Here is a 24,595-nt window from a genome sequence, read left to right on the forward strand (position 1 = left end):
TGGATGTGCTGTGCGTCGCTACTCGTCGGCGGTCTCGCGGATTCCACGCATCACCAGGCGTGGGTCGGGGGTGCCGATGACCTTGTCGTCGCGTCCGTCGTAGTCGAACTGGCGGAGGAAGAAGCGCATCGCGTTCAGGCGGGCGCGCTTCTTGTCGTTGGAGCGCACGATGATCCAGGGACCGTGCTTCTTGTCGGTGCGACGGAACATCTCCTCCTTCGCGCGGGTGTAGTCCTCCCACCGGTCCAGCGAGGCCAGGTCCATCGGCGACAGCTTCCACCGCCTGACGGGGTCGAGCTGGCGGATCGCGAACCGGGTGCGCTGCTCGGTGCGCGACACCGAGAACCAGAACTTGGTGACATGGATGCCGGAGTCCACCAGCATCCGTTCGAAATGAGGTGCCTGCACCATGAACTGCTCGTACTCCTCATCGGTGCAGAACCCCATCACACGTTCCACGCCGGCGCGGTTGTACCAGGAGCGGTCGAACATCACGATCTCACCCGCCGTTGGCAGGTGCTGCACATAGCGCTGGAAGTACCATTGCCCGCGTTCGCGCTCGGTCGGAGTGCCGAGTGCCACCACGCGAGCGGTGCGGGGATTGAGGTGCTCGGTGAATCGCTTGATGGTTCCGCCCTTGCCCGCGGCGTCCCGGCCCTCGAACAGGATGATCGCCTTCCGGCCGTTGTCCTCCAGCCAGTACTGGAACTTGAGCAGCTCGATCTGCAGCCGGTACTTCTCGAACTCGTACGCGTCGCGGTCCATCAGGTCGCCGTACGGGTAGCCCTCCTGCCAGGTGTAGACGGGGTTCCCGTGCGGGTCGATCAGATCCGGATCCGCGGTGTGCCCGTCGCGCACCGAGTAGCCCTGCTGACGCAGATGCTCGATGTACTCCCGCAGACCCTCCACCGGCACGCCATCCATCACCGTCAGCTCCCTTCAGGGCGGCACACCCGCGCCGCCTTGCACCGCATTATCCCGGGCGGTGATGACCGACCGATACGCCGCGTGCGCCGAGTGTCGCCCATCCGATCGTGCCGGCACCGAGCGTGACGCCGGCGAGCACGAGCAGCGCAGCCGGGAGCGTCCACGCGGTTGCCACGGCGCCGACGAGGAGGGGGCCGCCGGCGTCGCCGAGCTCGCGACCGAGCTCCGCGTTGCCCATGGTCCGTCCCATGCGCTCCTCCGGGGTGGCCGCGGCGAGGTGAGCGAAGGCGAGCGGCGTGACGGTTCCCACCATCACGCCGTACGCGACGGCCGCCGCGAACAACGTCAGCGACGAGGGGGCGAGCGCAAGGGGCGCCGTTGCCGCAGCCGCGATCGCGAGGCCGGCCGTCGCGCCGAGACGGGTGGTGAGGCGGCCGGAGTCTCGCAGTCGTCCGATCAGGGGCTGGGCGAGCGTGGAGACGAGCGCCAGCACCGCGACCGGGGCCGCTCCGGCCAGGGGGTGCAGGCCGAGGCGGGTCGCGAGCAGGGGCAGGAATCCGACGGCGACGCCGAGGACGGCGGTGCTCGTGGCCAGCAGGAGCGTGGGCACGAGGAAGCTGCGCTCGGTGGTCTGCCGGACGAGATCGAGGATCGTGTATCGGGGCCGCGGCACGACGGGCAGCGCGGGCATGGCGAGCAGCACCCACAACGCCGCGCCGGCGGCCAGGGCGCCGAATGCGATGTAGAGGGCCTCGATGCCGAGCGTATGGGCCAGCGCGACGCCGATGAGCGGACCCACCACGTATCCGAGGCTCTTCCACGCGCCGTACCGGCCGAAGTAGCTGCCGAGCCGCTCCTTGCCCGCCAACCGTGCCACGGCGGCGGAGGATGCCGGGGAGAAGGCGGATGCGGCGGCGCCCTGACCGAGCCGGGCCAAGGCCAGAACGAGCGGGGTGGGGCTGATGAGAGCGAGCAACGACGCCGCGACGAAGCCCAGAAGACCGCCGACGATGACCGGCTTCGCGCCGATCCTGTCGCTCAGCGCGCCGAAGATCGGCTTGAGGATCACCTCCGCGACGTCGTACAGCGCCAGCACCGCTCCGAGCCCCAGGAGCGAGAGGCCGATGTCTTCGGACTCGGACCCGAGGACGCTCGCCACACCATGCGCCCCGAACGCGGTCGTGAACCCGGCAAGATACAGCGGCGCCAGGGCTCCCCGCCGAGGTTCAAGGTCTGTCACGCGTGCAAATGTAACATGCGTTACATGGCTGGCGACGATATTGCCCTGGACGAAGACCGGGCCGACGTCCGCAGGCATCGCGGGTCAGCGCGACTCCGCCGTGCACCTCCCATCGACGGTGAGCCTCGCCGCGCGTACTCTGGCGCTCATCATGTGGGGAGGGACCGTGAAGAAGCGGCATTCTCAGCAGGCGATCACTGCGGATGAGCAGATCGCGCGATACGCGTACGTCCTGGGGAACGTGCCGGCGAGCGTCGCCGACAAGGCGTACGCCGCCGCCTATTTCCGGCTGTCCCGAGCGCAGCGTGAGGAGATCCTCGGCCAGCTGAGCGCGGAGCTGCCGGGCGCGCCGAGGGAGGCGGCATCCGTCGATCCCGCCGCATTCGCCATGCTCATGCGCGACCTGCGCGCCCGCGATGCGCTGGTGCGCATCCGCGATGGCGTCGTCGTGGCCGCTGCGTTCGTTGCGAGCGCTCCCGTCGCCGCGTACTTCACGACCGGGGCGGGGTCGGTGACGATGGAACAGCAGCCGCCGTGGATCCACCGGCTGGCCGGGCATGAGACGTCCCCCGTCGACGGCGGGAGGACCCACCACCGCCCCGGTGTGCCCGGCTTTCTGGGCTTGGACCACGACAACTCGGGTGATTCGCGGGAGTGGTGATCCCGCGGCGCGATGGCACACTCGGGCCCCGGCGTCCTGCCGCTGACTCCCACGCGACAACCGCCGAACACGTGCGATCCGGAACTCGTCCTGGCTTACTGGGGCGTCTGAGGGGTGACTTCGCGGGCGGTGTCGGCGGCAGGCTTCTGCGCGCGGCTCAGCACGACGAAGGGGACCGCCACAGCGGAGATCACGCCGCCCCAGACCAGCGAGGCGCCGTAGCCGCCGACATCCGCCACCCGTCCCAGCGCGGGTTGGATGACGACGCCGCCGCCGGAGCCCATGAGCGAATCGAACGAGAGCACGGTGGCGCGCTGCTTCGACGGGATCATGTCGTTGAGGTAGGCGCGATGCACGGGGTCGTCGATGGCCGAGGCCACGCCCCAGAGCGCGACGAGCACCACCGCGACCCAGAAGTTGCGCACCAGTCCGATGCCGATCAGCACGACCGCGCTGGTGATCGTCGCGAGCAGGATCGTCGAGGTGCGCCGGTGGAAGAGCTTGCGCACCCAGGGTGCGAGGGTGCCGCCGAGGATGGCGGTGCCTGACACCAGCGCCGCCGCGAGCCCGGCGACGGTGTACGCCTCCTCGTCGCCCCACAGCTCCAGCAGATAAGGCTGGAGTGCGTAGAACACATAGATGCCGACGCCTGCGGTGAACGGGCTCGCGAGCATCAGCCAGCGCACGGGTGGATCACCCAGGCCGTAGCGGAGCGAAGCGCGCAGGACGGTGCGCGTCGCGCGCAACGGGCTCTCGCTCCGATCCGGCGTGAAGCCCAGGTCCCGCATCAGCAGCGCGGCGACGACGAACATCACCAGCAGGATGGCGCCGCGGAGCAGGAAGGGCACACCGAGATTCGTCATCTGGGCGATGACACCCCCCAGCACCGATCCCGACAGCATCGCGACGCCGCCCACGATCTGCGCCCGGCCGAAGACGGTCTCGAGGCTGCCCTGGTAGCTGGTCGCCTTCAACGCGTCGACGAGCCACGCATCGACGGCGCCCGAGAAGAACGTGAAGCCGAGACCGAGCAGCACCGACACCACCGCCCACGCCCAGAACGGCGATTGCCAGACCCACAGCATCCAGTACAGGATCGTCGTCACCGCCAGCGTGACCGTGCCGAGCAGGTACGACGCGCGGCGCCCGACGGTGTCCGCCACGACGCCCGTGGGGATCTCGAAGATGAGCATCCCGGCGCTGAAGAAGGCATTCGCCGCGAAGGCCTCGAGGTTGGAGAGACCGGCATCGAGCAGGAACAGCGTATTCACGCCCCAGATGAGCGACGCGGCGAGCGTGTTGCCGAGCATCAGCGTGTAATACGTGCCTTGGATCCTGCGCGGACTGGGCAGGGAGACCGTGGCATCAGGCCTGGAGATCGCGGCACCGCCTCTCTCCGCCGGAATCGGACGACACCGTGACCGTATCCCTCGCACGCTCGGACGGCTACCCGATTTCGGTGATCGGAGATGCGCATGGTACAGTTGCTAGTTCCCTCCTGGGAACGCGCGTTCATCTCTCTGCCTCATCGTGGAGACGCAGATCCGAACGCCCCGAACCTCTCTGCGGCTTCTGCACGCCGCCCGCCGCGAAAGCTCTCATCGCTTCGCGCCACGACGAACGAAACACACGATCATGCACTCCCCTCCACAGGCGCTCGCCTGGCGACAGGCCGACGACGACGTCTACGTCGCGACGCGCGCCGACGAGTACGCCGGCTTCATCGACACGACGCTGCGCGGCTTCCGCGCGCACGGACCCCGTGGCGAGGATCTCGGGCTCCACGCGACGCCGGATCAGGCGCGTGCGGCGGTCGCAGCATCCGTATCCTCACCGTTGTCGACTCCGGCACCGGTCCCCATCCGTCCGCACCGCATTCGTCGGCGCGGCACCCCCGGTCGCTCCGGCGGCCCGAAGAATAGGAAAGACACGATGGCCACTGGCACCGTGAAATGGTTCAACTCCGAGAAGGGCTTCGGCTTCATCGCACCCGATGACGGCTCGGCCGATCTCTTCGCACACTTCAGCGCGATCGCAGGCAGCGGCTTCAAGGAGCTGCGCGAGGACCAGAAGGTCGAATTCGACGCCGAGCAGGGCCCCAAGGGCATGCAGGCGGCGAACATCCGTCCGCTCTGACGCTCCCGCGTTCACAGGCGCCCGCCCCGGCTTCGGCCGGGTCGGGCGCCTGCTGTTCACCTGGGCATCACCTACGAATCAGGGTGTATTCCCCCCGGATCATGTGGGTCCACGTAGCCTGAGGGCAGCGATGGGCAACCGCCTCTGGCTGTCAACGGCCAAACGGTCCCCATCGGAACTGGTGCATCATCTCCTCCACCGCTCTCGAGTCCCGGCTCGGTCCCGTCCGCCAGACGTATGCAGGCACCGCCGAGTTCCCCCCGATGGCCCGCGCGTACACCGAGGTCTCGCAGGTCGTCCGCGAGACCGGGCTCCTCCGCCGTGCCGAGTGGTTCTACGCCCTCGTCGGCGCCGGCCTTCTCCTCGGCTTCGGCGGAGTGATCACCGGCTTCATCCTGCTCGGCGACACCTGGTACCAGCTGCTGATGGCCGGTGCCCTCGGAATCCTGTTCACGCAGGTCGCGTTCCTGGCGCACGAGGCTGCGCACCGTCAGATCCTCGCCTCCGGCCCGGCGAACGAGCGGCTCGCGCGCTTCCTCGCCGCCGGCATCGTGGGCATCAGCCTCTCCTGGTGGAACAACAAGCACAACCGCCACCACGCGAACCCCAATCGGGTGGGCAAGGATCCCGACATCGAGATCGACACGATCTCATTCCTGGAGACGGATGCCGCCTCCGCAGGTCGATTGCGCGCTCTGGTGACCCGCAAGCAGGGATGGCTGTTCTTCCCGCTGCTCACGCTCGAAGGCCTGAACCTGCACGCGCACGCGTTCCGGCACCTGTTCTCCCGCCAGGACGTCAAAGATCGCTGGATCGAGCTGGGGCTCATCGCCGCGCGCTTCGCGGTGATCTGGACGCCGGTCTTCCTCTTCCTTCCGCTGGGCATGGCGTTCGCGTTCCTCGGCGTGCAGCTGGCCGTCTTCGGCGTGTACATGGGCGCATCGTTCGCGCCGAACCACAAGGGCATGCCGATCATCGCCGCGGATGCGAAGCTCGACTTCTTCACCAAGCAGGTGCGCACCTCCCGCAACGTCACAGGCGGCTGGTGGGCGACCTGGCTGATGGGCGGTCTGAACTACCAGGTGGAGCACCACCTGTTCCCCAACATGCCCCGCCCGCACCTGGCACGTGCCCGCGAGATCGTCATCGAGCAGTGCCGTACCCTCGGCGTGCCGTACACCGAGACGACATTGTGGCGCTCCTACGGAATCGTCATCGACTACCTCAACCGCGTCGGCCTGGCCGCGCGCGACCCGTTCGACTGCCCGATGGTCGGGACCTACCGCCGCGCCTGACGCAGGCGCTCCGCCTGACGCAGGAGATGCTGCTGCTCGAGGCTGCTGGTCGCGCGGCGGGCGGCCTCCGCGTATTCGGCGGCGGCAGCATCCGTTTCGCCGGCCCGTTCGTGCAGGTACGCGAGCGCGGCGTGGTACCGCGGCACATGCTCGCCCACGGGGTGGAGGGCGGCGAGGCCCGCTTGCGGCCCGTCAGCCTCCCCGATCGCGACCGCACGATTCAGGCGGATAACGGGCGAGTCCCCGAACGCCAGCAGCTCGTCGTACCACTCCACGATCTGCACCCAGTCGGTCTCGTCGGCCGTCGACGCATCGGCATGCAGCGCCGCGATCGCGGCCTGCGCCTGGTACTGACCTAGCCGGTCGCATGTAAGGGCCGCCTGCAGAACGGCGACTCCCTCCGTGATCGCGTCCACGTCCCAGAGAGCGCGATCCTGCTCGGCGAGCGGGATGAGCCGTCCACCGATCACACGAGCCGGCTGCCGCGCATGGTGCAGCAGCATGAGTGCGAGCAGCCCGGCCACCTCGGGCTCGTCGGTGAGCACAGCGAGCTGCCGGGTCACCCGGATCGCCTCGGCCGCGATGTCGATCTCGCCGGAGTAGCCCTCGTTGAAGAGGAGATAGAGCACGCGCATCACACGCGACATGTCGCCCGGCTGATCCAGCAGGATGCCGGTGAGCCGCTGCTTCGCGCGACTGATCCGCTGCGCCATCGTCGCCTCCGGCACGAGGAAGGCGTCCGCGATCTGCCTGGTCGTCAGACCGGCGACCGCCCGCAGGGTGAGGGCGATCGCCGACGTCGGGGTGAGGACGGGGTGCGTGCACAGGAAGTACAGCCCGAGCGTGTCGTCATGCTGCGCAACGGGGCCCGGTCCGGGCTCCCGCGCGAGCCGCTCCTCGCGGGCGGTGCGCGCCGTATCGCTGCGCACCTGATCGAGGAACGCACGCCAGGCGACCGTGACGAGCCACCCCCGGATGTCGCGAACACCCTCGGGGACCGGTCGCTCGAGTGCGCGCACGAGGGCGGTCTGCACGGCGTCCTCGGCCGACGCGAAGTCCGCGCCGCGCCGGACGAGGATGCCGACGACCTCGGGGATCGCGCGGCGCAGCGCCGCCGCATCCGCCTCGCTCATCCGACGTCGGCGGGCGGCGCGCTCATCACCTCACGAAGCTCGAGCCATTCGCCGAGCGGCGTGCCGCCGGCCCACGGCGCCGCCGACAGCTCGGAGGCGACGTCGAGTGCGCGCTGGTAGGAGTCGACCTCGATCATCATCCAGCCCGCGATGAGGTCCTTCGTCTCGGCGAACGGGCCGTCGACGACGGGCGGGCGGCCTTCGCCGTCGAAGCGGACCCAGGAGCCCTCCATGGCGAGCCCCTCGGACGAGACCAGTTCGCCCGAGGCGATGAGGCGCTCTTCCATGTCCTGCATGTACTGGATGTGCGCGGCCCACTCTTCCGGGGTGAGCTTATCCATCGGGACCGAGTTCACCGAGGGGCGCCCGCCCCGGTAGTGCTTGAGCATCAGGTACTTGGCCATGACAGCCTCCCGTTCGGTGCGGCCCATTCTGGCCGCTTCAGATAGGAGACGGAACCGACCCCGGCGATCTCTACATCGCCCGGTGAAGAAGATTCTCGATCCCGTCGTGGGCGGGCGATCTGCCGGGGCTGAGCGCCCTAGAATCCAGGGATGACCGCGCCGATCACCCTTGCGCGAGTAGCGGCTGCGCGGCGCGGGGTCTCGATGCTCTTCATCGCGAACGCGTTGGTGTTCGCGACGATCGTGACCCGCTACCCCGAGTTGAAAGATCGATTCGGCCTCGGTGAGCTGGCCTTCGGCCTGATGGTCGCGTGCGGGCCCGTGGGGTCCGTCGTCGGAAGCCTCCTCGCGGGCAGGCTGGTGAACCGTCTCGGCGCGGTGCCCGTCGCCGTCACGTCTTCCGCGATCCTCGGTGCCTTGCTGGCGGGGGCGGGCTTCGCCGACTCACCGGTCGTCCTCGCAGCTGTGCTGTTCGCGATCGGGTTCGGGGATGCCACGGGCGATGTCGGGAACAACGCCCATGGCCTCGCCATCCAGCGGCTGATGGGCCGATCGATCATCAACGGCCTGCACGGAGCGTGGAGTGCCGGAGCGATCGCGGGCGCACTGCTCGGCGCGCTCGCCCTTCAGTTCGCGATTCCGATCCACGTCCACCTGCCCGTCATGGGAGCCGTCATCATCGCCGGAAGCCTTGGTGCGCTCCCGCTCGTGCGGTTGCGCACCGAGCCGGCCCTGCGACCGGGCCAGCCGCACTCCCCACGCCACGGTCGGCTCAGTGCAATGCTCCTCGCGGCGTGCGCCATCGCTGCCATCGGTGCGTTCCTCGAAGACCTCGGATCGACATGGGGTGGGGTCTACGTGGTCGCGGAGACCGGTGCCGGTGTCGCCGAAGCAGCGATCCCGTTCGCCGCGCTGATGGGCGCGCTCACGCTGGGCAGATTCGCGTCCGACGCGCTCGTCGACCGGATCGGTGCGGTCGGCACGGTTCGGGTCGGCTCGGTCGCGGCCTTCGTCGGACTCGTCACCGCGGTGTTCGCCCCCGAGACCTGGGTCGTCGCCGTCGGCCTCGGCCTGCTCGGGCTCGGAATCGCGCCCATGATTCCGCTGGCGATGGACGCCTCCGAACGCGCGCCCGGCCTCGACCCCGGGACGGGCCTGGCCGCCGCTGCGACGGTGATGCGGGTCGGCCTCCTCGCTTCGCCGTTGCTCGTCGGAGCGATTGCCGAGTGGGCCGGGCTTCGGCTCGCGATCGCCGTGTGCCTGCTCGTCCCTGCGGCGGCGCTGATGCTCGCGGGGCGGCTGCGCCACCCCGAGGCGTGAACCCGGAGCCGCGTCGGCGGCGCTGACCCGTCCGCCGTCGAACACCCTGCGACGGTCACTGCTGCGCCGAGAACCAGCACGCTCATGACCACACGCGGTCGCACGTTCATCCGTCGCTCCAGTCAGTCAGCCATACGCGAGTCCTGCCGGCCACGCTACCGACCCCGATCCGGGTCAGGCGGCAGCGTCCGTGTCCGTAGCCGCCGAGTCCGCACGCTCTGCCGTGGCGAGCGTTCGGGTGAAGAGCAGCAGCCACCCGACGACGAGGCCCGCGCAGACCATCTCGTGCGTGGCGAGGGTGTAGTACCCGATCCAGAACAGGCTCGCGGAGAAGAAGATGCCGGCCGCCACCGTGTACGCGAGCGCGATCATCGGCCACCGCAGGCACGGCAGCACCCAGTGCAGGCCGAGCAGGAAGGCCCCGAAGATGATCGCCATGCCGATGGCGAAGATGTTGTGGCCGACCTGGCTGAAGGTGACCGGCACCAGCGCAGCGCCGAGGAAGCACGCCGCCAGCGCGAGGAACACGAAATAGACGATGAGCGCACTTGCGCGCGTCACTCGGGACTCGGTGCGCGCCCACGCCTGCAGACTGGTCAGGAGGTACATCGCGAGCAGCGCCGTCACCCCGCCCGCGAGGATCAGCGTCGCGTTGAACACGGCGGACGTGATCCCGCCCCGTCCGCCGAGTTCGCTGAAGTTGAGCCGGTACCACTCGTCGTCCTGCGTCGTCGCGACACTCACGGTGAACCCGGTCGCCACGACGGCGAACAGCAGCAGCACGAGCCGTGTCGCCGTGACGTGCGCGGCGAGCGCGAACGCCGTGTACCCGCAACAGCCGGCCACCAACGCGACGATCATCGTCGCCGTCAACGTGTCGACCGCGGCACCGGCCCAGATCATCGACGCGGCGTGGAAGAGCATCCACTGCACCATGCCGAACACCGCCGCCAGCGAGGCCGCCACAGCTGCGGTCATCCACGCCCGCCGAGCACGCGTGACACCTTTCAGCCATGCCTGCCGCGGATCGCGGGCAGCCAGGCGATAGCTGACGGACGCAGCCGCGAGCGTGACGGATGCCGCGACCACGATGCCCGCCGCGCCGACCGACGCCCCTTCCCACACGAGTGCGGTGCGGCCCCAGAATCCGAGAGCTCCCGCGGCGAGGCCGATGCCGAAAGCGAGAGCGGCGACGACGATCGCCCGGGCCTCGGTGCGCACGGCGAAGCGTCGCGCTTCGACCACGCCGTCACGGTGCAGCTGCTTCTCGACCCGTACCGCGGCAGCTTCGAGGCGTGCTTCCTGCGTCCACGCGCCGCGTGCCATGGCTTGATTGTCCACCCATCACGGGCCCTTCGGGCGGTGTCGGGATGCGCGATCATCCGTCAGGCAGACCTGATGGGACACGGATGCTGCGGGGGCCCGCAGCATCCGTCATCAAGAGCGTCGCCCCACCCGCGAGGGCGCGGGGGTACGTTGAGGCTGTGGATGGATCGCCCTCCGCACCAGACTCCCGCCCCGAGTCGCTCGAGCTCACGGAAGGAAGCTCGCGCCCGTCAGACACCGAACGCGAGCTCGACGAGCTGCGCGCACGGGCGTATGGTCCCGAAGCCGACATCGAAGGGGACCCGGCGGCGATGGCCCGGCTGGTCGAGCTGGAGGCGGCTCACCTGTCGGCCGTCACGGCGGTGCGAGCCGGCGGATCGGCTGCCGTCGCCGCGCCCGTCCCGGCAGCGACGCCGGCGGATCCTGCGGGAGGCATCACGCCGGCGACCGCCCGCCGAGCTCCGGGACGAGGATGGGCCATCGCAGGGGCGATCGTCCTCGTCGTGGTCGTCCTCGCGGTCGCCGCGTGGAACCTCGTGCCGCGTCCGGACGCGACGCTGAAACAGATCGAGGTCGAGGCGAACAGCGACATCATCCGCGTGCTGAGCGCCCAGGGGAGGGGGCCGGTTCCCTCTACGCTGCGCCGGTTCGAGCCATACCACGACGTGCGCGTGTGGTCGGTCGAAGACCACGCAGGAAAGGTCTGCTTCATCGTGTGGGACCTCGCCGTGAGCGGCAGGTTCTCCATCAAGTGCGCCCCGCCGGGGACAGAGGTCGCCCTGACGCTGAGCGTCGCGTCGGAGGGGGACGAGTTCGGGCGATGGCTGCTCGACGGGAGCGAGGTCGTCTTCCGATTCCGCGAGGACACGGTCGACGTCTTCGTCCGGCCTCCTGATCGCTGAGCGCCGTCAGCGTCGCTCGGCGATCGCCTGGACCTGCCAGTCGTGGGCGACGAGCCGATCCAGCGGCGCCGGCGGATCGGTGCGCGGGTCGTCGGGCGCGCGTCCGCCGCGCAGGGCCTCGACGTACGCGCGGTCCTCGGCGATGCGGGGGTGCAGCTGTCCGGGTGCCAGAGCACGTGGTCCCAGTCGGGGTGCGTCGAGAAGGCGGCGATGACGGGCGATCCAGCCCGCGGCCCGCGGCGTGAGACGATGCACGAGATGGATGCCGCGACCCTCGACGAGCTGCGCACGCTGCGCGCCCGCGCCTATGGCCCCTCCGCCGACATCGACCAGGATCCCGCCGCGCTGCGGCGACTCCACGAGCTGGAGGGGCGCCGGGGCGCGCCGGACGCCGCCGTGCCGGTCGAGCCGTCCGGGCATCAGGCGCTCGTCCAGTCCGAGCCCGTGGAGGCGCCGTTGCTGCCCACGGCCGACGACGGCGCAGAGATCTTCGCCGTCGATGAGTCGAGCGCGACCGAGCCGGATGTTCCCGTGTCCGCCCGGGCCCGAACGTCCCGCCGTCCATCGAGCCAGACGGTGGCGCTCTGGACGCTCTCGGTCCTCGGGGCCGCGGCCCTGGCCTCCGGGCTCACGTACTCGCTGACGTCCGCGCCGCCGGTCGCCGCCCCGAGCGGTGCGACGCAGATCGACACGCTCGAGCCCGATCCGTTCATCGAGGTCCCCGTGGGCTGGTTCGGCGCCGGGCCGAGCTCGATCGCCTTCGAGTACTACGGCCTCACCATCTTCGAGAGCACCGGTGGCTACGCTGCGGTCGGGACCGACTGCTTCGCCGTGGTCGCGACCGAGCAGATGCCCGAGCTCGACGCTGACACGAACTCGTGGTCGATGTCGGGGATCATGTACAACGGCTGCCGTGCGGGCGCGTTCCCCGCCACCGTGCAGTTCGTCGTCGACAGCAACGCGCCGCAGCAGCTCCGCGACCGCTTCCCCTCCGACAGCGCGCTGCAGTTCGTCTTCGACGGCAGCCGCGTCGGCGTCTTCCTCGCGCCCAGCGAGTCCTGACCCGCGTCAGTCCTTGCGGCCGGCGACGCCGAGGAAGCGGATGAACACGGCGATCCAGCCGAAGATCAGCGCGAACACGATGATCTCGAACGCGGTCAGCGAGAAGTAGCCGACGGCGGGGATGAACAGGATCACCGAGGCCGCCATCGCCGCGAGGAACGCCCACGACGCGACGAAGTAGGTGCGCGGCATCCCTCGGAAGAAGCGCGGCCCGCCGATGAGCAGCACCAGGTACATCACGGCCATGCCCGATGCCGAGAGGTTGTGTGCCGGCATGTTCACGTCGACGGGGAAGATGCCGACGCACGCGAGCATGATGCCCATGATGACGAAGAGCACCGGCACCGTCCGCATTCCGCGGGGGTTCTGGAGGATGCCGGCGTCGGTGAGCTCGCGCATGTCGTTGGCGACGTAGACCGCGAACGTCGTCACGAGAAGGCCGGCGGCGATCAGGGTGCCGTTGAAGACCCAGCTCGAGAGGTCGTCCTCGAAGGTGCCGAGGTGACTGAAGTGGATCGTCCACCACTTCGGGTCGGGCGTCGTGACCATGGCGGTGAGCGTGCCGATCGCGATGAACGTGAGCAGGAGCGACGACATGCGCTGCGTCGTCATCGCCGACACCGACAGATAGACGAACCACGTCGTGAGGCCGAGCGTGACCGCCATCAGCACGACTGCCCAGAACGTCACGATCGGCAGTCCGATGAAGCCCATCGCGAGCACGCGGTACAGCGCATACACGGCGACGAACGCGAGCGCCGTGTGCACGATGACGACCGACACCGTGTTGACGATGTACTTCCACGACGGCAGCGACTGCCGCCACTGCTGGCCGGGCCGGTCGCGGGAGCGCCAGTACTCGAGCGTCGACGCGACGGCGGCGACCACCGCGGCGCCGCAGGCGGCCCAGACCGAGAATGAGTCCGCGACGCCGGCGAGCTGCAGATCCGGGGCGAAGATCCCCACCAGCAGGCCGTAGATCGCGCCGAGGATGCCGGCGGCGAACGCGGCGTAGACCGCCTCGCATTCGGCCCGGCGACCGGGCGACGGCGCGGCGTCCGGCAGTGGCGAGGTGTTCACGGTGCTCACGAGGTCAGAGTACGACCGCGTGAGAACCTCGAGGGCGATCGGCGGAAGAAGATTCGGTCACAGAATCCTCAGGCCTCGCGCTGGAGCCACGGCCGCAGCATCCGTGTCACCCACGGGAGCACCGCGTACGTCATGACGGGGGTGAGCAGCACCGTCGAGAGCAGCACGCGAGCGATCAGCGGCCACTCCGCGAAGCCCGGGACGAACCCGAGAAGCCACGACGCGAGGAGGTTCGTGGGGAAGAAGCCGAGCCAGATCGTGACGGCCTGCTTCCAGCGCGGCGGAGCGGCCGGGATGGGCTGCTGCACCGGGCCGGTGACCGGTGGAGTCGCGTGACCCGGATGCCTCGACTCGACGTGAGTGGCGAACGGCGCGTCGAACCATCCCTCGATGCCGGTGCGTCGCTCGACCCTGACTTCGCTCGCGAAGGCACGGCCGGAGTCGAGCCACCATGACCGCTGCGGCGAATCCTCCCAGGCTTCGAGGGTCGGGATGTCGCGGAAGCGGTAAAGCATGTACCAGAGGTCGCTGCCTTCGCCGGCGCGTACCCAGCCGGAGCCGAGGAACCCCGCGAAGCCCGCGGCGAGATCGGTGCCGGCTTGCATCCAGCTCGTGGCTTCGACGGTGCGAGAGGGATCGATGCGCCGTTCGATCGCGACGGTGATGGGATGGGCCACGGGTTCTGCCATGCCATCCATTCTGCGGATGCCGGAGCGGTGGTGGTCACCTGGACGGGTGCGGGCGCGGGTGCGTAGGCGAGGGCGCGCGGCAGCGACAGCAGCCAGATGCCCATCGTGACGAACGCGACGAACTCGAAGAGCGCGAGCGTGATGAAGCCGGCGGTGAGCACGCCCATGCCGGCGACGAGCAGGGCGACGCAGAGCCCGGTGACCGCGCGGAACCGTCGGCTGCGACCGGGGATCGCAAGTCCCGTCGCGACGGTCGAGACGAAGGACAGCCCGAGCGCGGTGGCGATGAGGTCGTGCCCTACCGGGCTCACCGGGATCGGCACGAGCCCGACGCCGGTGAGGAAGAGTCCCGCGGACACGATCGATCCGCGGAACGCGCGTGATGCACGAGGACGGATGCCGCTGGGCAGGGCGACCGCGATCAGCACGCCGTAGACCGCGAGGAAGAAGCCGGAGAAGATCGTGATGCTGTTGAAGGTGCGGCCCGAGAAATCGGTGTGGGTGCCGAGCTGCGAGAAGTGGAGCTGCCACCACGTGGCGTCGTGCGTCGTCAGGATCGCCACGGCGACCCCCACCGGGAGCGACAGCACAGCGAGCCGGCCGATGCGGTGGGCGATGTACCCGTTGTCGCCATTCGACGCCGCGGGTCGGGCCGGGGTCGTGGCGACGGTGGTGGTCGTGACGGTGGTGGCTGTGGCGGTGGCCGCGAGGGCGGTGGTCGTCGTCGCGGACAGGGATGCTGCGTCCGTGCTGGTGCTCGTCGCGGCGTGCGAGAGCACCCGCGCCATGGCGGGGTCGGGGTCGACGCGGGTGAGCGTCGACGCGTTGACGGCCACCGTCGCGCGCGACGGCGAGACGATGACCGGTGGAGCGTCGGAAAGGGTCGTGGGAGGCATTCGACTCACGATCGGTTCTGCACGGCGTGCCCGAAGCCGGACATCCTCCCAAAGAACCCCCGGTCCGGGGCCCGTTGGTCAAGACGGCAATTCCCCAGTTAAGCGGCGAACCGCCTACCTGAACTGTATCCCGCCGAGCAGGGAAAGCGCTGGTCGATGGTATATGGCGTCTCCGCGGTGGAGGTATCGTGCCCCGGGTACGCTGGACGGGCCGGTTCACGCGCCGCGCCGCGTGGACGGCGCGGGGGTGCCGCGGACCCGCACCTGGAGGAGCCGGATGCCCAAGAACAAGAAGCCCGGCGGCGGCCGCGCGGCGAAGAACTTCGACCCCCGCTACAACCCGAAGTACCGCGCGGCGAGCGAGGGTCGCGACGCCCAGGGCGGCAAGCGCCGCCCTGGCGAGTCCTCGGCAGGCAAGCCCGGCAGCCGCAGCACCGGGCACCGCGGACACCGCGCGGAAGCTCCGGATGCCGCGGCCCCGAAGCGCCGCTGGAGCGAGCAGGAGCGCGCGGGCCGGGATGAGGCTCGAGCGATCCGGACCCACTCGCGGGACGACCGCGGGCGACCGGGGCGCGACCGCGACGACCGCCGTGATTCGGGACGCGGCGAGGCACCGCGCCGTGACGCCGCGCCGCGCCGGGACAACGCTCCGCGCCGGGAGGAGGGTGCGCGGCGGGATGCCGCGCCGCGCCGGGACAACGCCCCGCGCCGGGCGGAGCCGGCTCGCCGCGACGTGGTGCACGAGCGGCTCGAGGCCGCAGCGGTCGCGCCTGACGAGGTGGGGGGCGCGACGTTCGCGGACCTCGGCCTCGGGCAGAACATCGTCAAGACGATCGCGGAGCTGGGGGCGCAGCATCCGTTCCCCATCCAGGCGGCGACGATCCCGGCGATCCTTGCCGGTCGCGATGTGCTGGCGCGCGGGCGCACCGGGTCCGGCAAGACCATCGCGTTCGGCGCGCCGCTCGTCGAGAGCGTGCTGCGGTCGCAGGCGCGAGAGAAGCGCGACTTCGGCCGTCCGCCGCGCGCGCTGATCCTGGCCCCCACGCGCGAGCTCGCGCTGCAGATCGACGCGACGGTCCAGCCGATCGCCCGCAGCGTCGGCCTCTTCACGACGCAGATCTACGGCGGTGTGCCCAAAGCGCGTCAGCTCGGCGCGCTGAAGAGAGGCATCGACATCGTCATCGGCACGCCGGGGCGCATCGAAGACCTCGTGGAGTCGCGCGCTCTCGACCTCTCGCAGGTGCGCATCGCGGTGCTCGACGAGGCCGACCACATGTGCGACCTGGGCTTCCTCGAGCCGGTGCAGCGCATCATGCGTCGCACATCCCGTGACGCGCAGCGCCTGCTGTTCTCGGCGACGCTGGACGGCGAGGTGTCGTCGCTGGTGAAGGAGTTCCTCAGCGAGCCGGCGGTGTACGAGGTCGCCGGCGAGACCCAGCGCACCGGCACCATCGATCATCGTGTGCTCGTGGTCGACCATCGCGACAAGCGCGACATCCTGCGCACGCTGGTCGATCGCAGCGGCAAGACGCTCGTCTTCACGCGCACGCGCGCGTTCGCCGAGATGCTCGCCGACCAGCTGGACGACGTGGGCATCCGCGCTCTCGCGCTCCACGGCGACCTCGACCAGGCCCGCCGCACGCGCAACCTCGAGAAGCTCACGTCGGGCCGCATCGACGTGCTGGTGGCGACGGATGTCGCGGCCCGCGGCATCCACGTCGACGACATCGATCTGGTGGTCCAGGCCGATGCGCCCGACGAGTACAAGACGTACCTGCACCGCTCCGGCCGCACCGGGCGTGCGGGACGCTCGGGCACGGTCGTGACGCTGGTGACCCGCGCGCGCCGCGAGCGCCTCGCCGACCTGCTCGAGCGCGCCGACATCGAGGCGCCGTTCGACGAGGTGCGCCCCGGCGACGACCTGCTGGAGGAACTCGCCGGACGCTGACGTCACGCGCTCACCGCCCGGACCGGGCCGCGAACCCTTCGAGCAGCTCGGCCGCGGGCGGCGCCCCGCCGAGAGACCTGAGCTCTGCGGCGACGCGGGCGGCGGCATCCGTCCCGCCGGGGCGCCCGCTGCCGCTTCACCCGGGGCGGGCGCGGGTCGAACCGAGGGCGCAGCATCCGCGGCCGCGTCGGGCGGGGGATCAGGCGATGGGCGCCGCGCCGATCGAGGCGATGAGCTCTGGGTCGCCGCCGAGGGACGTGAGGCGCGCGCGGAGTGCGACCTCGGCGCGGCGGTAGGGCTCCTCGCTCGTGTGGAGCAGTGAGCGGGTGTTCGCCGCCTCGAGGAACGACACCATCTCGAACGTGAGCTGGCGCGCGTCGTCGAGGAGGGGCAGCTCGCCGGCGGCCATCGCGTGCTCGATGCTCACCGTGAGGTAGTCCTCCCACTCGCTCGACGCCGCGACGATCGCGTCGCGGACCACGCCCGGCTTCGCATCGAACTCCACGGAGGTCGCGGCGAAGAAGCATCCGCCGCGGAACACGCGATCGCGGGAGTAGGCCAGCCAATCGCCCAGCAGCGTGCACACGCGGACGAGGCCGCGGGGGGTGCGAGCGCGGGCCGGCGCGACGACGCGGTCGATGAAGACCTCGCGGGCGGCGGCCACGACGGCGAGCTGCAACTGCTCCTTCGAGCCGAACAGCGTCGCGATGCCGCTCTTGCTGTGGCCCGAGGCATCCGCCAGCCGCCCGATCGTGAGGCCGTCGAGGCCGTCGACCGTCGCGGTGTCGACAGCGTGCGACAGCACGGCGCGCCGCGACTCGTCGCCTCGGAGGCGGCGTCGGTCGATGGGGGCTTGTGTCACATATCGAGATTACCGTACGATCGTTCGTATTCATAAGTACGATCGTTCGTATTCTTCTGATCGGAGCATCATGAATCTCGCACTCGCCGCCGCAGGCACGTCCGTTCGCGCTGCGGCCGCCTTCTCGCCCCGGTGGGGAGCCGCCGTCGCCATGCCCCTCTTCGGTCATGTCGCGAAGCCGCGACCCGTGCACGCCGACGACGAGGCCACGCTGCTGCGCGCGCGCCCGAGTGCGGTGCGCATCGCCGGCATCGACCGCCGCGGTGTCGACGTCGACACGTTCGCGTGGGGCGACGGCCCGCGCACGGTCGTGCTGTCGCACGGCTGGAACGGCCGGGCCAGCCAGTTCTCTGTGCTCGTGCGCGATCTCGTCGCCGAGGGGTATCGCGTCGTCTCATTCGATGCGCCCGCCCACGGGGGATCGCGAGGTCGTCGCACCTATCTCGTCGACTGGCTCGACGTGTTCGCCGCGCTCCAGGAGCGCCACGGCGGGTTCGACGCGATGGTGGGCCACTCGTTCGGCGGTCTCGCGACGCTCGTGGGTGTCGCGGGCGGTATCGATGCGGCGCGCGTCGTGACCATCGCCGCGCCCGCCGACGCCGACCTGCTGCTGAGCCAGTTCCAGGGCATGCTCGGCTACTCCGACGCGGTCGCGGCGAGCATGCGCGAGCGCTTCGCGACCCGGTACTTCCCGGGCGAGCCGGACCCGCTCGCGTGGCTGTCGGGTGTGCGGCGCCCGCTGCCAGGCGGGGTGCCGCTCCTCGTCGTCCACGACCACGGCGATCGCGTCGTGCCGTTCGCCGAGGCGGGGCGGGTCGTCGCCGCCAACCCGGGGGCGCAGTTGCTCGCGACGAAGGGCCTCGGGCACAACCGCATCCTCACCGAGGACGCGGTGCTCGATGCCGTGCTGGACCACGTCCGCACTCCGCTCGTCGACGTCGAGCGGGTCGAGGCCGAACGTGTCGAGGTCGCGGAGTTGGGCGCGGTCGCGGCGTAGCAGCACCGCGTGCGCAGAATCGGAGGTTCTGTGCGACGCGCCGGGACACGGATGCTGCCGCTCGGCGCGTCGCGCGAGACCTCCGATTCTGTGCGCACAGATCTCGGCCGTTCGGCACATCTGCGACGCAGCGCGCAGCGGCGAGTACTCGCCGGGCGGGGCTCAGAAGAGCCGAGCGGATGCCTCGGCCCCAGGCAGCGACCGGGAGGACGCCGCCCGCAACGACGTCGCGGCGGCACGCCCGCGCGAGGTCGTGATGATCGGCGGCGCGCTGCGCGCGTCGGCTCGATCGGCGAGACCCGCCACGGGCGCGCCGCGTGGATTCTCTTCCTCGGACTGCCCGTCGAGGCCGTGCACGCGCAGCAACGGGCGCACCCGCTTGGCGAGCCACGAGCGGTATGCCTTCGGCGCGTATGCCGTCGCGCCGGGGTAAAGCCCTCGATATGACGACACGAGCTCGGGGTGCCGCTCGGCAAGCCACTCGAGGAACCACTGCTTCGCGCCGGGCCGCAGGTGCAGTGCGCCATAGACGACCCGCACCGCTCCCGCCGCCTTGATGCGGGCGAGTGCGTGGTCGATCGTCGCGATCGAGTCGGTGAGGTGCGGGATGATCGGCATCAGGAACACCGTGACGCGGAATCCCGCCTCGGTCGCCGCGCGCACCGTCTCGAGGCGCGCGGTCGCATTGGGCGTGCCGGGTTCGATGAGATGCTGCAGCTCATCGTCGAACACCGCGATCGACATCGCGAGCGTCACGTGCACCTGGCTCGCGGCATCCTGCAGCAGGGGCAGATCCCGCCGCAGCAGCGTGCCCTTCGTGAGGATCGAGAACGGCGTGCCCGACTCGGTCAGGGCCGACACGATCCCGGGCATCAGCTTGTAACGCCCCTCCGCGCGCTGGTACGGATCGGTGTTCGTGCCGAGCATGACCGGATCGTGCTGCCAGCTGCCCCGGCGCAGTTCCTTTCCGAGCACCTCGGCGACGTTCACCTTCACCACGACCTGCGTATCGAAGTCCCGGCCGGCATCGAGCTCGAGGTACTCGTGCGTGCCCCGCGCGAAGCAGTAGACGCATGCATGACTGCAGCCCCGATAGGGGTTCACTGTCCAGTCGAAGGGCATCGCGGAGGCGCTCGGCACGTGGTTGAGGGCCGACTTGCAGAGCACCTCGTGGAACGTCACGCCCGCGAACTCGGGGGTCGTCACCGAGCGCACCAGACCGTTCAGCTGTTCGAGGCCGGGCAGGGCCGCGGCATCCGCCACGCCCAGTTCCTGACCTTGCCACCGCATGCATCCATGAGAACAAAGCTTCGAACTTAAGTCAAGACGGATGTCGTCGTGTCTAGAACATCGACGAGACGGACGCCGCTTGCCTGGCCAAACCGGCCGTCGCGGGTGAGAATGGCTGACGTGACGGAGCCTGGCGGGCTCGCTACCCCCCGAGCCGCCCCCGAGACTCGTCGTGCCGCCCGAGCGATGCGCGAGGAGGCGGCGAGGCGTGCCCGCGAAGCGGAATCCGCCCCCGCCGATGCGGCCGCTCCCGTCGCCGATCCCGCCGACGACGTCCGGGCGTCCGAGCTGCCGAGCGACGAGTTCGCGCCGGGTTCGATCCCGTCCGGCGCGCCGTCCACGCTGCCGCTGGATCTCCGCCCGACGGGCGCCCCGGCGCACCGCACCGACTCGACGCCCCACCGCATTCCCGAGGCGCGCGTGCGCGGACGCCGCCGGGCGGTGCGCTCACCCCGCCCCGTCGTCAGCGAACGTCGCGCGGCGCGCGCGGCCGAGCTGCTCGAGGTCGACGAGAGCGCGCAGCCCGTCCGGCATGCGCGGCCGCGTCGACTGACCAAGCGGCTGATGCTGGTCGCCGGGCTCGCGACCGGTGCGGCGCTGCTGCTCGGGTCTGCGGCGATGACCGCGATGATGCTCCCGTCCGAGTCGCAAGCCGCCGGTGCCGACGCGGCGCCGACGATGACGATGGAGCTGCCCGAGATCCAGCAGCTTCCGGTTCCCCAGGTCGAGGAATCCCCGCCGGCGGCCGACATCTGCGCGCTTCCCGACGTGGCCGCCTCTCTCCAGCGGGGCGACGACGAGGCCGCGATCGTCGCGGCCGGCGGCGGCGAGGCGTTCCGCGCCGCGGTCGTCGAAGGGCGGGCTCTGTGCGTCGACCTCGGCGACTCCGCCCGCGTCTGGACCGTCATGGACAAGATCCGCCCGGCCAGCCCGATCGACTATCGCCCCGGCGCGCTCGTGCTCCCCGACGGGGTGCGCAACATCGAGGGCGGCGCGCTGCGTTCGGACGCGGCATCCGCTCTCGCCTCCCTCGCCACTGCCGCCCGCAACGCGGGCGTCGGCGAGATCGCGCTCGAGAGCGGGTTCCGCTCGTACGAGACCCAGCAGCAGACGTACGGGCGCCACTTCGCCGAGAAGGGCGAACGCGCCGACCAGGTGAGCGCGCGGCCCGGTTACAGCGAGCACCAGCTGGGACTCAGCGCCGACGTCGTCGCGTGCGCCGGCTCGTGCGGCACGCTCGACCAGCTCGCCGCGACGCCGCAGGGCCAGTTCGTCGCCGAGCACTCGTGGGAGCACGGGTGGATCGTCCGCTACACCGAGGGAGCCACCCCCGTGACCGGGTACCTGCCCGAGCCGTGGCACCTCCGCTACGTCGGCCACGAGCTCGCGAAGGCCTATCACGAAGGCGGCTGGACCTCGCTCGAGGAGTTCTTCGCGCTCGACCCGGCACCCGACTACCTCGGCTGACGTCGGGCGTCGGCGCTACGCTGCGGATCACGGATGCCGCGGCTCACAGCATCCATCACGGTGAAACTGAGTACCATATGCCGTGAGATGCAATTCCACCGGGGGTGCGTCTCCACACAGACTCGAGGATGAGAGGAAGGCGCATCATGGAGCGCGAGATCTACGACGAGGACCACGAGGCGTTCCGCGATGTCGTCAAGGAGTTCGTCAAGCGCTACGCGTCGGACGAGAAGCGCAAGCAGTGGGACGCCGCCGGCGAGATCGACCGGGCGACCATGCTCGCCGCGGGCGAGGCCGGCATCATCGGCCTGTCGGTGCCCGAGGAGTTCGGCGGCGCCGGCATGCTGCAGGACTATCGCTTCCGCTCGATCGTGCTCGAAGAGACCATCGGCGCCGGCCTCGGCTCGCTCGCCGGCGCCCTCGGCATCCAGGATGACCTGGCCGTGCCGTACATCGTGCACATGGGCACGCAGGAGCAGAAGGAGAAGTGGCTCCCGGGCATGGCGACCGGCGAGATCCTCGGCGCCCTCGCGATGACCGAGCCCGGCGCGGGCAGCGACCTGCGCGGGATCAAGACCACCGCCAAGCGGGTCGAGGGCGGCTACGTCGTCAACGGCGCCAAGACGTTCATCTCGTCGGGCAAGACCGCCGACATGGTCGTGACGTTCGTGAAGACCGGCGAGGGCAACCGCCCCGACGCGTTCAGCCTGCTGATCCTCGAGGACGGCATGCAGGGCTTCGACCACGGCAAGAAGCTCGAGAAGATGGGCTTCCACGGCTGGGACACCGCCGAGCTCTCGTTCACCGACGTCTTCGTGCCGGAGGAGAACCTCATCGGCGGCAAGGAGGGCCTCGGCTTCATCCAGCTCATGATGAACCTGCCGCTCGAGCGTCTGTCGATCGGTGTGGCCGCAGCGGCAGCCGGCGAGGCCGCGTTCGTCTGGACGCGCGACTACGTGCTCAGCCGTGAGGCGTTCGGTGAGCGGATCGCCGACTTCCAGAACACCCGCTTCAAGCTGGCCGACATGGCGACGACCGTCGACGTGATGTGGGCCTACGTCGACCGCGCGATGCTGCTCTACAAGGACCAGAAGCTCACCGCCGAAGAGGCGGCGAAGGTCAAGTTCTGGACCACCGACCGCGAGGCCGAGCTCCTCGACGTCGGCGTGCAGCTGCACGGCGGCTACGGCTACATCACCGAGTACCCGATCGCCCGCGCCTACCTCGACGCCCGCGTGCACCGCATCTACGGCGGCACGAACGAGATCATGCGCGACCTGGTCTCGCGCCAGATCGTCGGCAAGCGCTGACGCCTTCTCGACAACGGATGCCGCGAGCCCGCGCCTCTTCGAAGGCGCCGGGTCGCGGCATCCGTCGCGTGTGAGCGTTCCTTCCGCAGTCACCTTCGGCGGGTGCAGTTCGATCCGACCCGCACGAAGTGACTGCGGAACTCAGTGCTGGCCGGCGGGACCCGCACCGCGGCCGAGGCCACGCGACGCCAGGCCGCGGCGACGCGCGAGCTTCGCGACGCCGGCCCTGCGGAGACGGTCGGCCACGAGGATGCCGAGCGCGACGCCTGCGACACAGCTCGCGATCGTGAGGGCGAAGAAGGTGATGAGGGCCCACGGCTCCATCGCCCACAGGTTGAACGAGGCGGCGGCGAGCAGTGGGTAGATCGCACCCACGAAGACGGCGCCGGCGTAGTACTGCCAGGTCCGCCACGAGCGGTACAGGGTCACCAGGAACGCGAGCTCGGCGAAGAACGCCCACCAGATCGCCGCCCCGAGGAACGGGAACACAACGAGCCCCGAGATCACGCCCACGAGGATGCCGGCGAACGGGCGCTCGAGCAGGCGCAGCGCGACGGTGGCCGGCAGGAGCCAGAGACCCGCGATCGCGACCGAGACGAACGGCACCGTCGCGAAGAGGACGGTCGAGATCCAGCCGGCGCCCCACAGCATCACACCGCCGGCGACGCCGATCGCGGCGCACGTCAGCAGGTACGCGGTGGTCGCGCGACCGCGGGGGCGGCGCGGGGGCGTGGGGGTGATGATCGTGTCGTCCGCGCCGCTCACGAGTGGGCCTCGGCGGTCGCACGCCGGGACTTCGGGGCGGGCGACGCGGCTCCGACGCGCCAGTAGCCGCAGAAGCTCACCTGGTCCTTCGGGACGCCGCACTCGCCGACGAGGTGCCGGCGACCCTCGGTCGCGAGGGCCTGCTCGCCGACGATGTACGCGTGGGATGCGGCATCCGGGATCGAAGCCTGGCGGAGTGCCTGCAGCGCCAGGGTTCCGGGCTTCACATCGTGGTCGCGGACGATCCAGCGCACCGTGACGCCGGCGGGATGCGGGAAGTCGAGCGCATCCTCCGCGGAAGGCGCTTCGACGATCGCGAGACCGGTCGCGTGCGACGGGAGCGCCGCGCAGATGCCGGAGATCGCCGGCAGGCCGGTCTCGTCCGAGACCAGCAGGACGCGGTCGGTGCCGCGGTCGGGGTTGAAGGTGAGGCCCTCGTCGATCACGACGACGCTCTCGCCCGCCTGGCACGACTCGGCCCAGCGCGAGGCGGGTCCCGCGGTGCCGTCGGCGGCGGAGCCGTGCAGTACGAAGTCGACGTCGATCTCGGCGCCCGTGGTCGCCGTGGCGGGGCGGAACGCCCGCACGGTGTAGTTGCGCATGACCGGCCGGACGCCGTCGGGGATGCGCAGATACTTGAGGTACCCGAACATCTTGTTCGCCTTCGCGGGCAGGCGCTCGAGGCCCTCGTCACCACCGAGCGGCAGGAACAGGCGGAACCACTGGTCGTACCCCATCGGGCGGAACCGATCGATCTCGCCGCCGCCGAGCGTCACGCGCAGCCAATGCGGCGACAGGCGCTCGGTGCGCAGCACCGTGAGGTGCACGAGCCCCTGCGTCTCGGGCTTGACCAGTCGGGGATGAGCCATGTCGGTG

General features: G+C 70.3%; 23 protein-coding genes and 1 pseudogene. 10 read left to right on the forward strand and 14 right to left on the reverse strand.

Going from position 1 to position 24,595, the window contains the following annotated elements:
• Nucleotides 1-18 precede the first annotated feature (18 nt).
• Nucleotides 19-924 carry a polyphosphate kinase 2 gene (ppk2, locus tag J2Y46_RS19695; RefSeq protein WP_045296597.1) on the reverse strand — a complete coding sequence of 302 codons (906 nt, stop codon included), beginning with the start codon at nucleotides 922-924 and terminating at the stop codon, nucleotides 19-21.
• A gap of 49 nt (nucleotides 925-973) precedes the next feature.
• Nucleotides 974-2,167 carry an MFS transporter gene (locus J2Y46_RS19700; RefSeq protein ID WP_045296599.1) on the reverse strand — a complete coding sequence of 398 codons (1,194 nt, stop codon included), beginning with the start codon at nucleotides 2,165-2,167 and terminating at the stop codon, nucleotides 974-976.
• A gap of 40 nt (nucleotides 2,168-2,207) precedes the next feature.
• Here J2Y46_RS19700 and J2Y46_RS19705 point away from each other — a divergent pair, with 40 nt between their 5' ends.
• Complete coding sequence (locus J2Y46_RS19705; protein ID WP_045296601.1) at nucleotides 2,208-2,828, forward strand: hypothetical protein; 621 nt, start codon at nucleotides 2,208-2,210, stop codon at nucleotides 2,826-2,828.
• 95 nt (nucleotides 2,829-2,923) lie between these two features.
• Here J2Y46_RS19705 and J2Y46_RS19710 read toward each other — a convergent pair whose 3' ends face one another.
• The gene (locus tag J2Y46_RS19710; RefSeq protein ID WP_045296602.1) at nucleotides 2,924-4,138 is read right to left on the reverse strand and encodes an MFS transporter; all 1,215 of its coding nucleotides are present in this window, start codon (nucleotides 4,136-4,138) and stop codon (nucleotides 2,924-2,926) included.
• Between the two features lie 622 nt (nucleotides 4,139-4,760).
• Here J2Y46_RS19710 and J2Y46_RS19715 point away from each other — a divergent pair.
• Together J2Y46_RS19715 and J2Y46_RS19720 are read left to right on the forward strand one after the other, a co-directional pair.
• A complete protein-coding gene (locus tag J2Y46_RS19715) occupies nucleotides 4,761-4,964 on the forward strand; it encodes a cold-shock protein (protein WP_045296627.1) in 204 nt (67 codons plus the stop codon).
• A gap of 188 nt (nucleotides 4,965-5,152) precedes the next feature.
• The gene (locus tag J2Y46_RS19720; RefSeq protein WP_045296604.1) at nucleotides 5,153-6,259 is read left to right on the forward strand and encodes an acyl-CoA desaturase; all 1,107 of its coding nucleotides are present in this window, start codon (nucleotides 5,153-5,155) and stop codon (nucleotides 6,257-6,259) included.
• Here the strand turns inward: J2Y46_RS19720 and J2Y46_RS19725 are convergent.
• Together J2Y46_RS19725 and J2Y46_RS19730 are read right to left on the reverse strand one after the other, a co-directional pair.
• Nucleotides 6,244-7,392 carry an RNA polymerase sigma factor gene (locus J2Y46_RS19725; protein WP_045296605.1) on the reverse strand — a complete coding sequence of 383 codons (1,149 nt, stop codon included), beginning with the start codon at nucleotides 7,390-7,392 and terminating at the stop codon, nucleotides 6,244-6,246. The genes J2Y46_RS19720 and J2Y46_RS19725 overlap by 16 nt on opposite strands.
• On the reverse strand, nucleotides 7,389-7,796 hold the full coding sequence (locus J2Y46_RS19730; RefSeq protein ID WP_045296628.1) for a YciI family protein: 408 nt from the start codon (nucleotides 7,794-7,796) through the stop codon (nucleotides 7,389-7,391). The genes J2Y46_RS19725 and J2Y46_RS19730 overlap by 4 nt, the downstream gene beginning before the upstream one ends.
• Nucleotides 7,797-7,946: 150 nt before the next feature.
• On the opposite strand from J2Y46_RS19730, the gene J2Y46_RS19735 reads away from it, so the two are divergent.
• Nucleotides 7,947-9,116, forward strand: a complete 1,170-nt coding sequence (locus J2Y46_RS19735; protein WP_310244780.1) for an MFS transporter — start codon at nucleotides 7,947-7,949, stop codon at nucleotides 9,114-9,116.
• 174 nt (nucleotides 9,117-9,290) lie between these two features.
• Here J2Y46_RS19735 and J2Y46_RS19740 read toward each other — a convergent pair whose 3' ends face one another.
• Nucleotides 9,291-10,442, reverse strand: coding sequence for a hypothetical protein (locus J2Y46_RS19740; protein WP_310244782.1), 1,152 nt, complete (start codon nucleotides 10,440-10,442; stop codon nucleotides 9,291-9,293).
• A gap of 158 nt (nucleotides 10,443-10,600) precedes the next feature.
• Here J2Y46_RS19740 and J2Y46_RS19745 point away from each other — a divergent pair, with 158 nt between their 5' ends.
• Nucleotides 10,601-11,344: a hypothetical protein gene (locus J2Y46_RS19745; protein WP_310244783.1), complete on the forward strand. Its 744-nt coding sequence runs from the start codon at nucleotides 10,601-10,603 to the stop codon at nucleotides 11,342-11,344.
• Nucleotides 11,345-11,350: 6 nt separating this feature from the next.
• Here the strand turns inward: J2Y46_RS19745 and J2Y46_RS19750 are convergent, their stop codons facing one another.
• Nucleotides 11,351-11,599, reverse strand: a complete 249-nt coding sequence (locus tag J2Y46_RS19750; RefSeq protein ID WP_310244785.1) for a hypothetical protein — start codon at nucleotides 11,597-11,599, stop codon at nucleotides 11,351-11,353.
• A gap of 3 nt (nucleotides 11,600-11,602) precedes the next feature.
• Between J2Y46_RS19750 and J2Y46_RS19755 the strand changes: the two genes are divergently transcribed.
• Entirely contained in the window at nucleotides 11,603-12,406 is an 804-nt protein-coding gene (locus J2Y46_RS19755) for a hypothetical protein (protein WP_052676654.1), read from the forward strand.
• Nucleotides 12,407-12,412: 6 nt separating this feature from the next.
• Here the strand turns inward: J2Y46_RS19755 and J2Y46_RS19760 are convergent, their stop codons facing one another.
• From J2Y46_RS19760 to J2Y46_RS20705, 3 genes and pseudogenes are all read right to left on the reverse strand, one after another.
• The gene (locus J2Y46_RS19760; protein ID WP_310244787.1) at nucleotides 12,413-13,495 is read right to left on the reverse strand and encodes a DUF998 domain-containing protein; all 1,083 of its coding nucleotides are present in this window, start codon (nucleotides 13,493-13,495) and stop codon (nucleotides 12,413-12,415) included.
• A gap of 68 nt (nucleotides 13,496-13,563) precedes the next feature.
• A complete protein-coding gene (locus J2Y46_RS19765) occupies nucleotides 13,564-14,193 on the reverse strand; it encodes an antibiotic biosynthesis monooxygenase (protein ID WP_084695413.1) in 630 nt (209 codons plus the stop codon).
• Nucleotides 14,194-14,327: 134 nt separating this feature from the next.
• Nucleotides 14,328-15,080 (reverse strand): annotated as a pseudogene (locus J2Y46_RS20705) (hypothetical protein); the annotation flags it as partial.
• 277 nt (nucleotides 15,081-15,357) lie between these two features.
• On the opposite strand from J2Y46_RS20705, the gene J2Y46_RS19770 reads away from it, so the two are divergent.
• Nucleotides 15,358-17,028 carry a DEAD/DEAH box helicase gene (locus tag J2Y46_RS19770; RefSeq protein ID WP_310244790.1) on the forward strand — a complete coding sequence of 557 codons (1,671 nt, stop codon included), beginning with the start codon at nucleotides 15,358-15,360 and terminating at the stop codon, nucleotides 17,026-17,028.
• A 199-nt stretch (nucleotides 17,029-17,227) separates the two neighbouring features.
• Here the strand turns inward: J2Y46_RS19770 and J2Y46_RS19775 are convergent, their stop codons facing one another.
• Nucleotides 17,228-17,890, reverse strand: coding sequence for a TetR/AcrR family transcriptional regulator (locus J2Y46_RS19775; RefSeq protein WP_045296612.1), 663 nt, complete (start codon nucleotides 17,888-17,890; stop codon nucleotides 17,228-17,230).
• Between the two features lie 70 nt (nucleotides 17,891-17,960).
• Here J2Y46_RS19775 and J2Y46_RS19780 point away from each other — a divergent pair, with 70 nt between their 5' ends.
• The gene (locus J2Y46_RS19780; RefSeq protein ID WP_310244794.1) at nucleotides 17,961-18,887 is read left to right on the forward strand and encodes an alpha/beta hydrolase; all 927 of its coding nucleotides are present in this window, start codon (nucleotides 17,961-17,963) and stop codon (nucleotides 18,885-18,887) included.
• Between the two features lie 162 nt (nucleotides 18,888-19,049).
• Here the strand turns inward: J2Y46_RS19780 and J2Y46_RS19785 are convergent, their stop codons facing one another.
• Entirely contained in the window at nucleotides 19,050-20,177 is a 1,128-nt protein-coding gene (locus J2Y46_RS19785; protein WP_310244796.1) for an Rv2578c family radical SAM protein, read from the reverse strand.
• Nucleotides 20,178-20,297: 120 nt separating this feature from the next.
• Between J2Y46_RS19785 and J2Y46_RS19790 the strand changes: the two genes are divergently transcribed.
• Entirely contained in the window at nucleotides 20,298-21,644 is a 1,347-nt protein-coding gene (locus tag J2Y46_RS19790; RefSeq protein ID WP_310244800.1) for a M15 family metallopeptidase, read from the forward strand.
• Between the two features lie 146 nt (nucleotides 21,645-21,790).
• Nucleotides 21,791-22,954: an acyl-CoA dehydrogenase family protein gene (locus J2Y46_RS19795; RefSeq protein WP_310244802.1), complete on the forward strand. Its 1,164-nt coding sequence runs from the start codon at nucleotides 21,791-21,793 to the stop codon at nucleotides 22,952-22,954.
• A 141-nt stretch (nucleotides 22,955-23,095) separates the two neighbouring features.
• Here J2Y46_RS19795 and J2Y46_RS19800 read toward each other — a convergent pair whose 3' ends face one another.
• Nucleotides 23,096-23,719, reverse strand: a complete 624-nt coding sequence (locus J2Y46_RS19800; RefSeq protein WP_310244804.1) for an ECF transporter S component — start codon at nucleotides 23,717-23,719, stop codon at nucleotides 23,096-23,098.
• The gene (locus tag J2Y46_RS19805) at nucleotides 23,716-24,588 is read right to left on the reverse strand and encodes a siderophore-interacting protein (protein WP_310244806.1); all 873 of its coding nucleotides are present in this window, start codon (nucleotides 24,586-24,588) and stop codon (nucleotides 23,716-23,718) included. Before J2Y46_RS19805 ends, J2Y46_RS19800 begins: the two co-directional genes overlap by 4 nt.
• Nucleotides 24,589-24,595: the final 7 nt, after the last annotated feature.

Origin of the sequence: Microbacterium sp. BE35, assembly GCF_031457705.1 — a bacterium.
GTDB classification, from domain to species: Bacteria; Actinomycetota; Actinomycetes; order Actinomycetales; family Microbacteriaceae; genus Microbacterium; species Microbacterium trichothecenolyticum.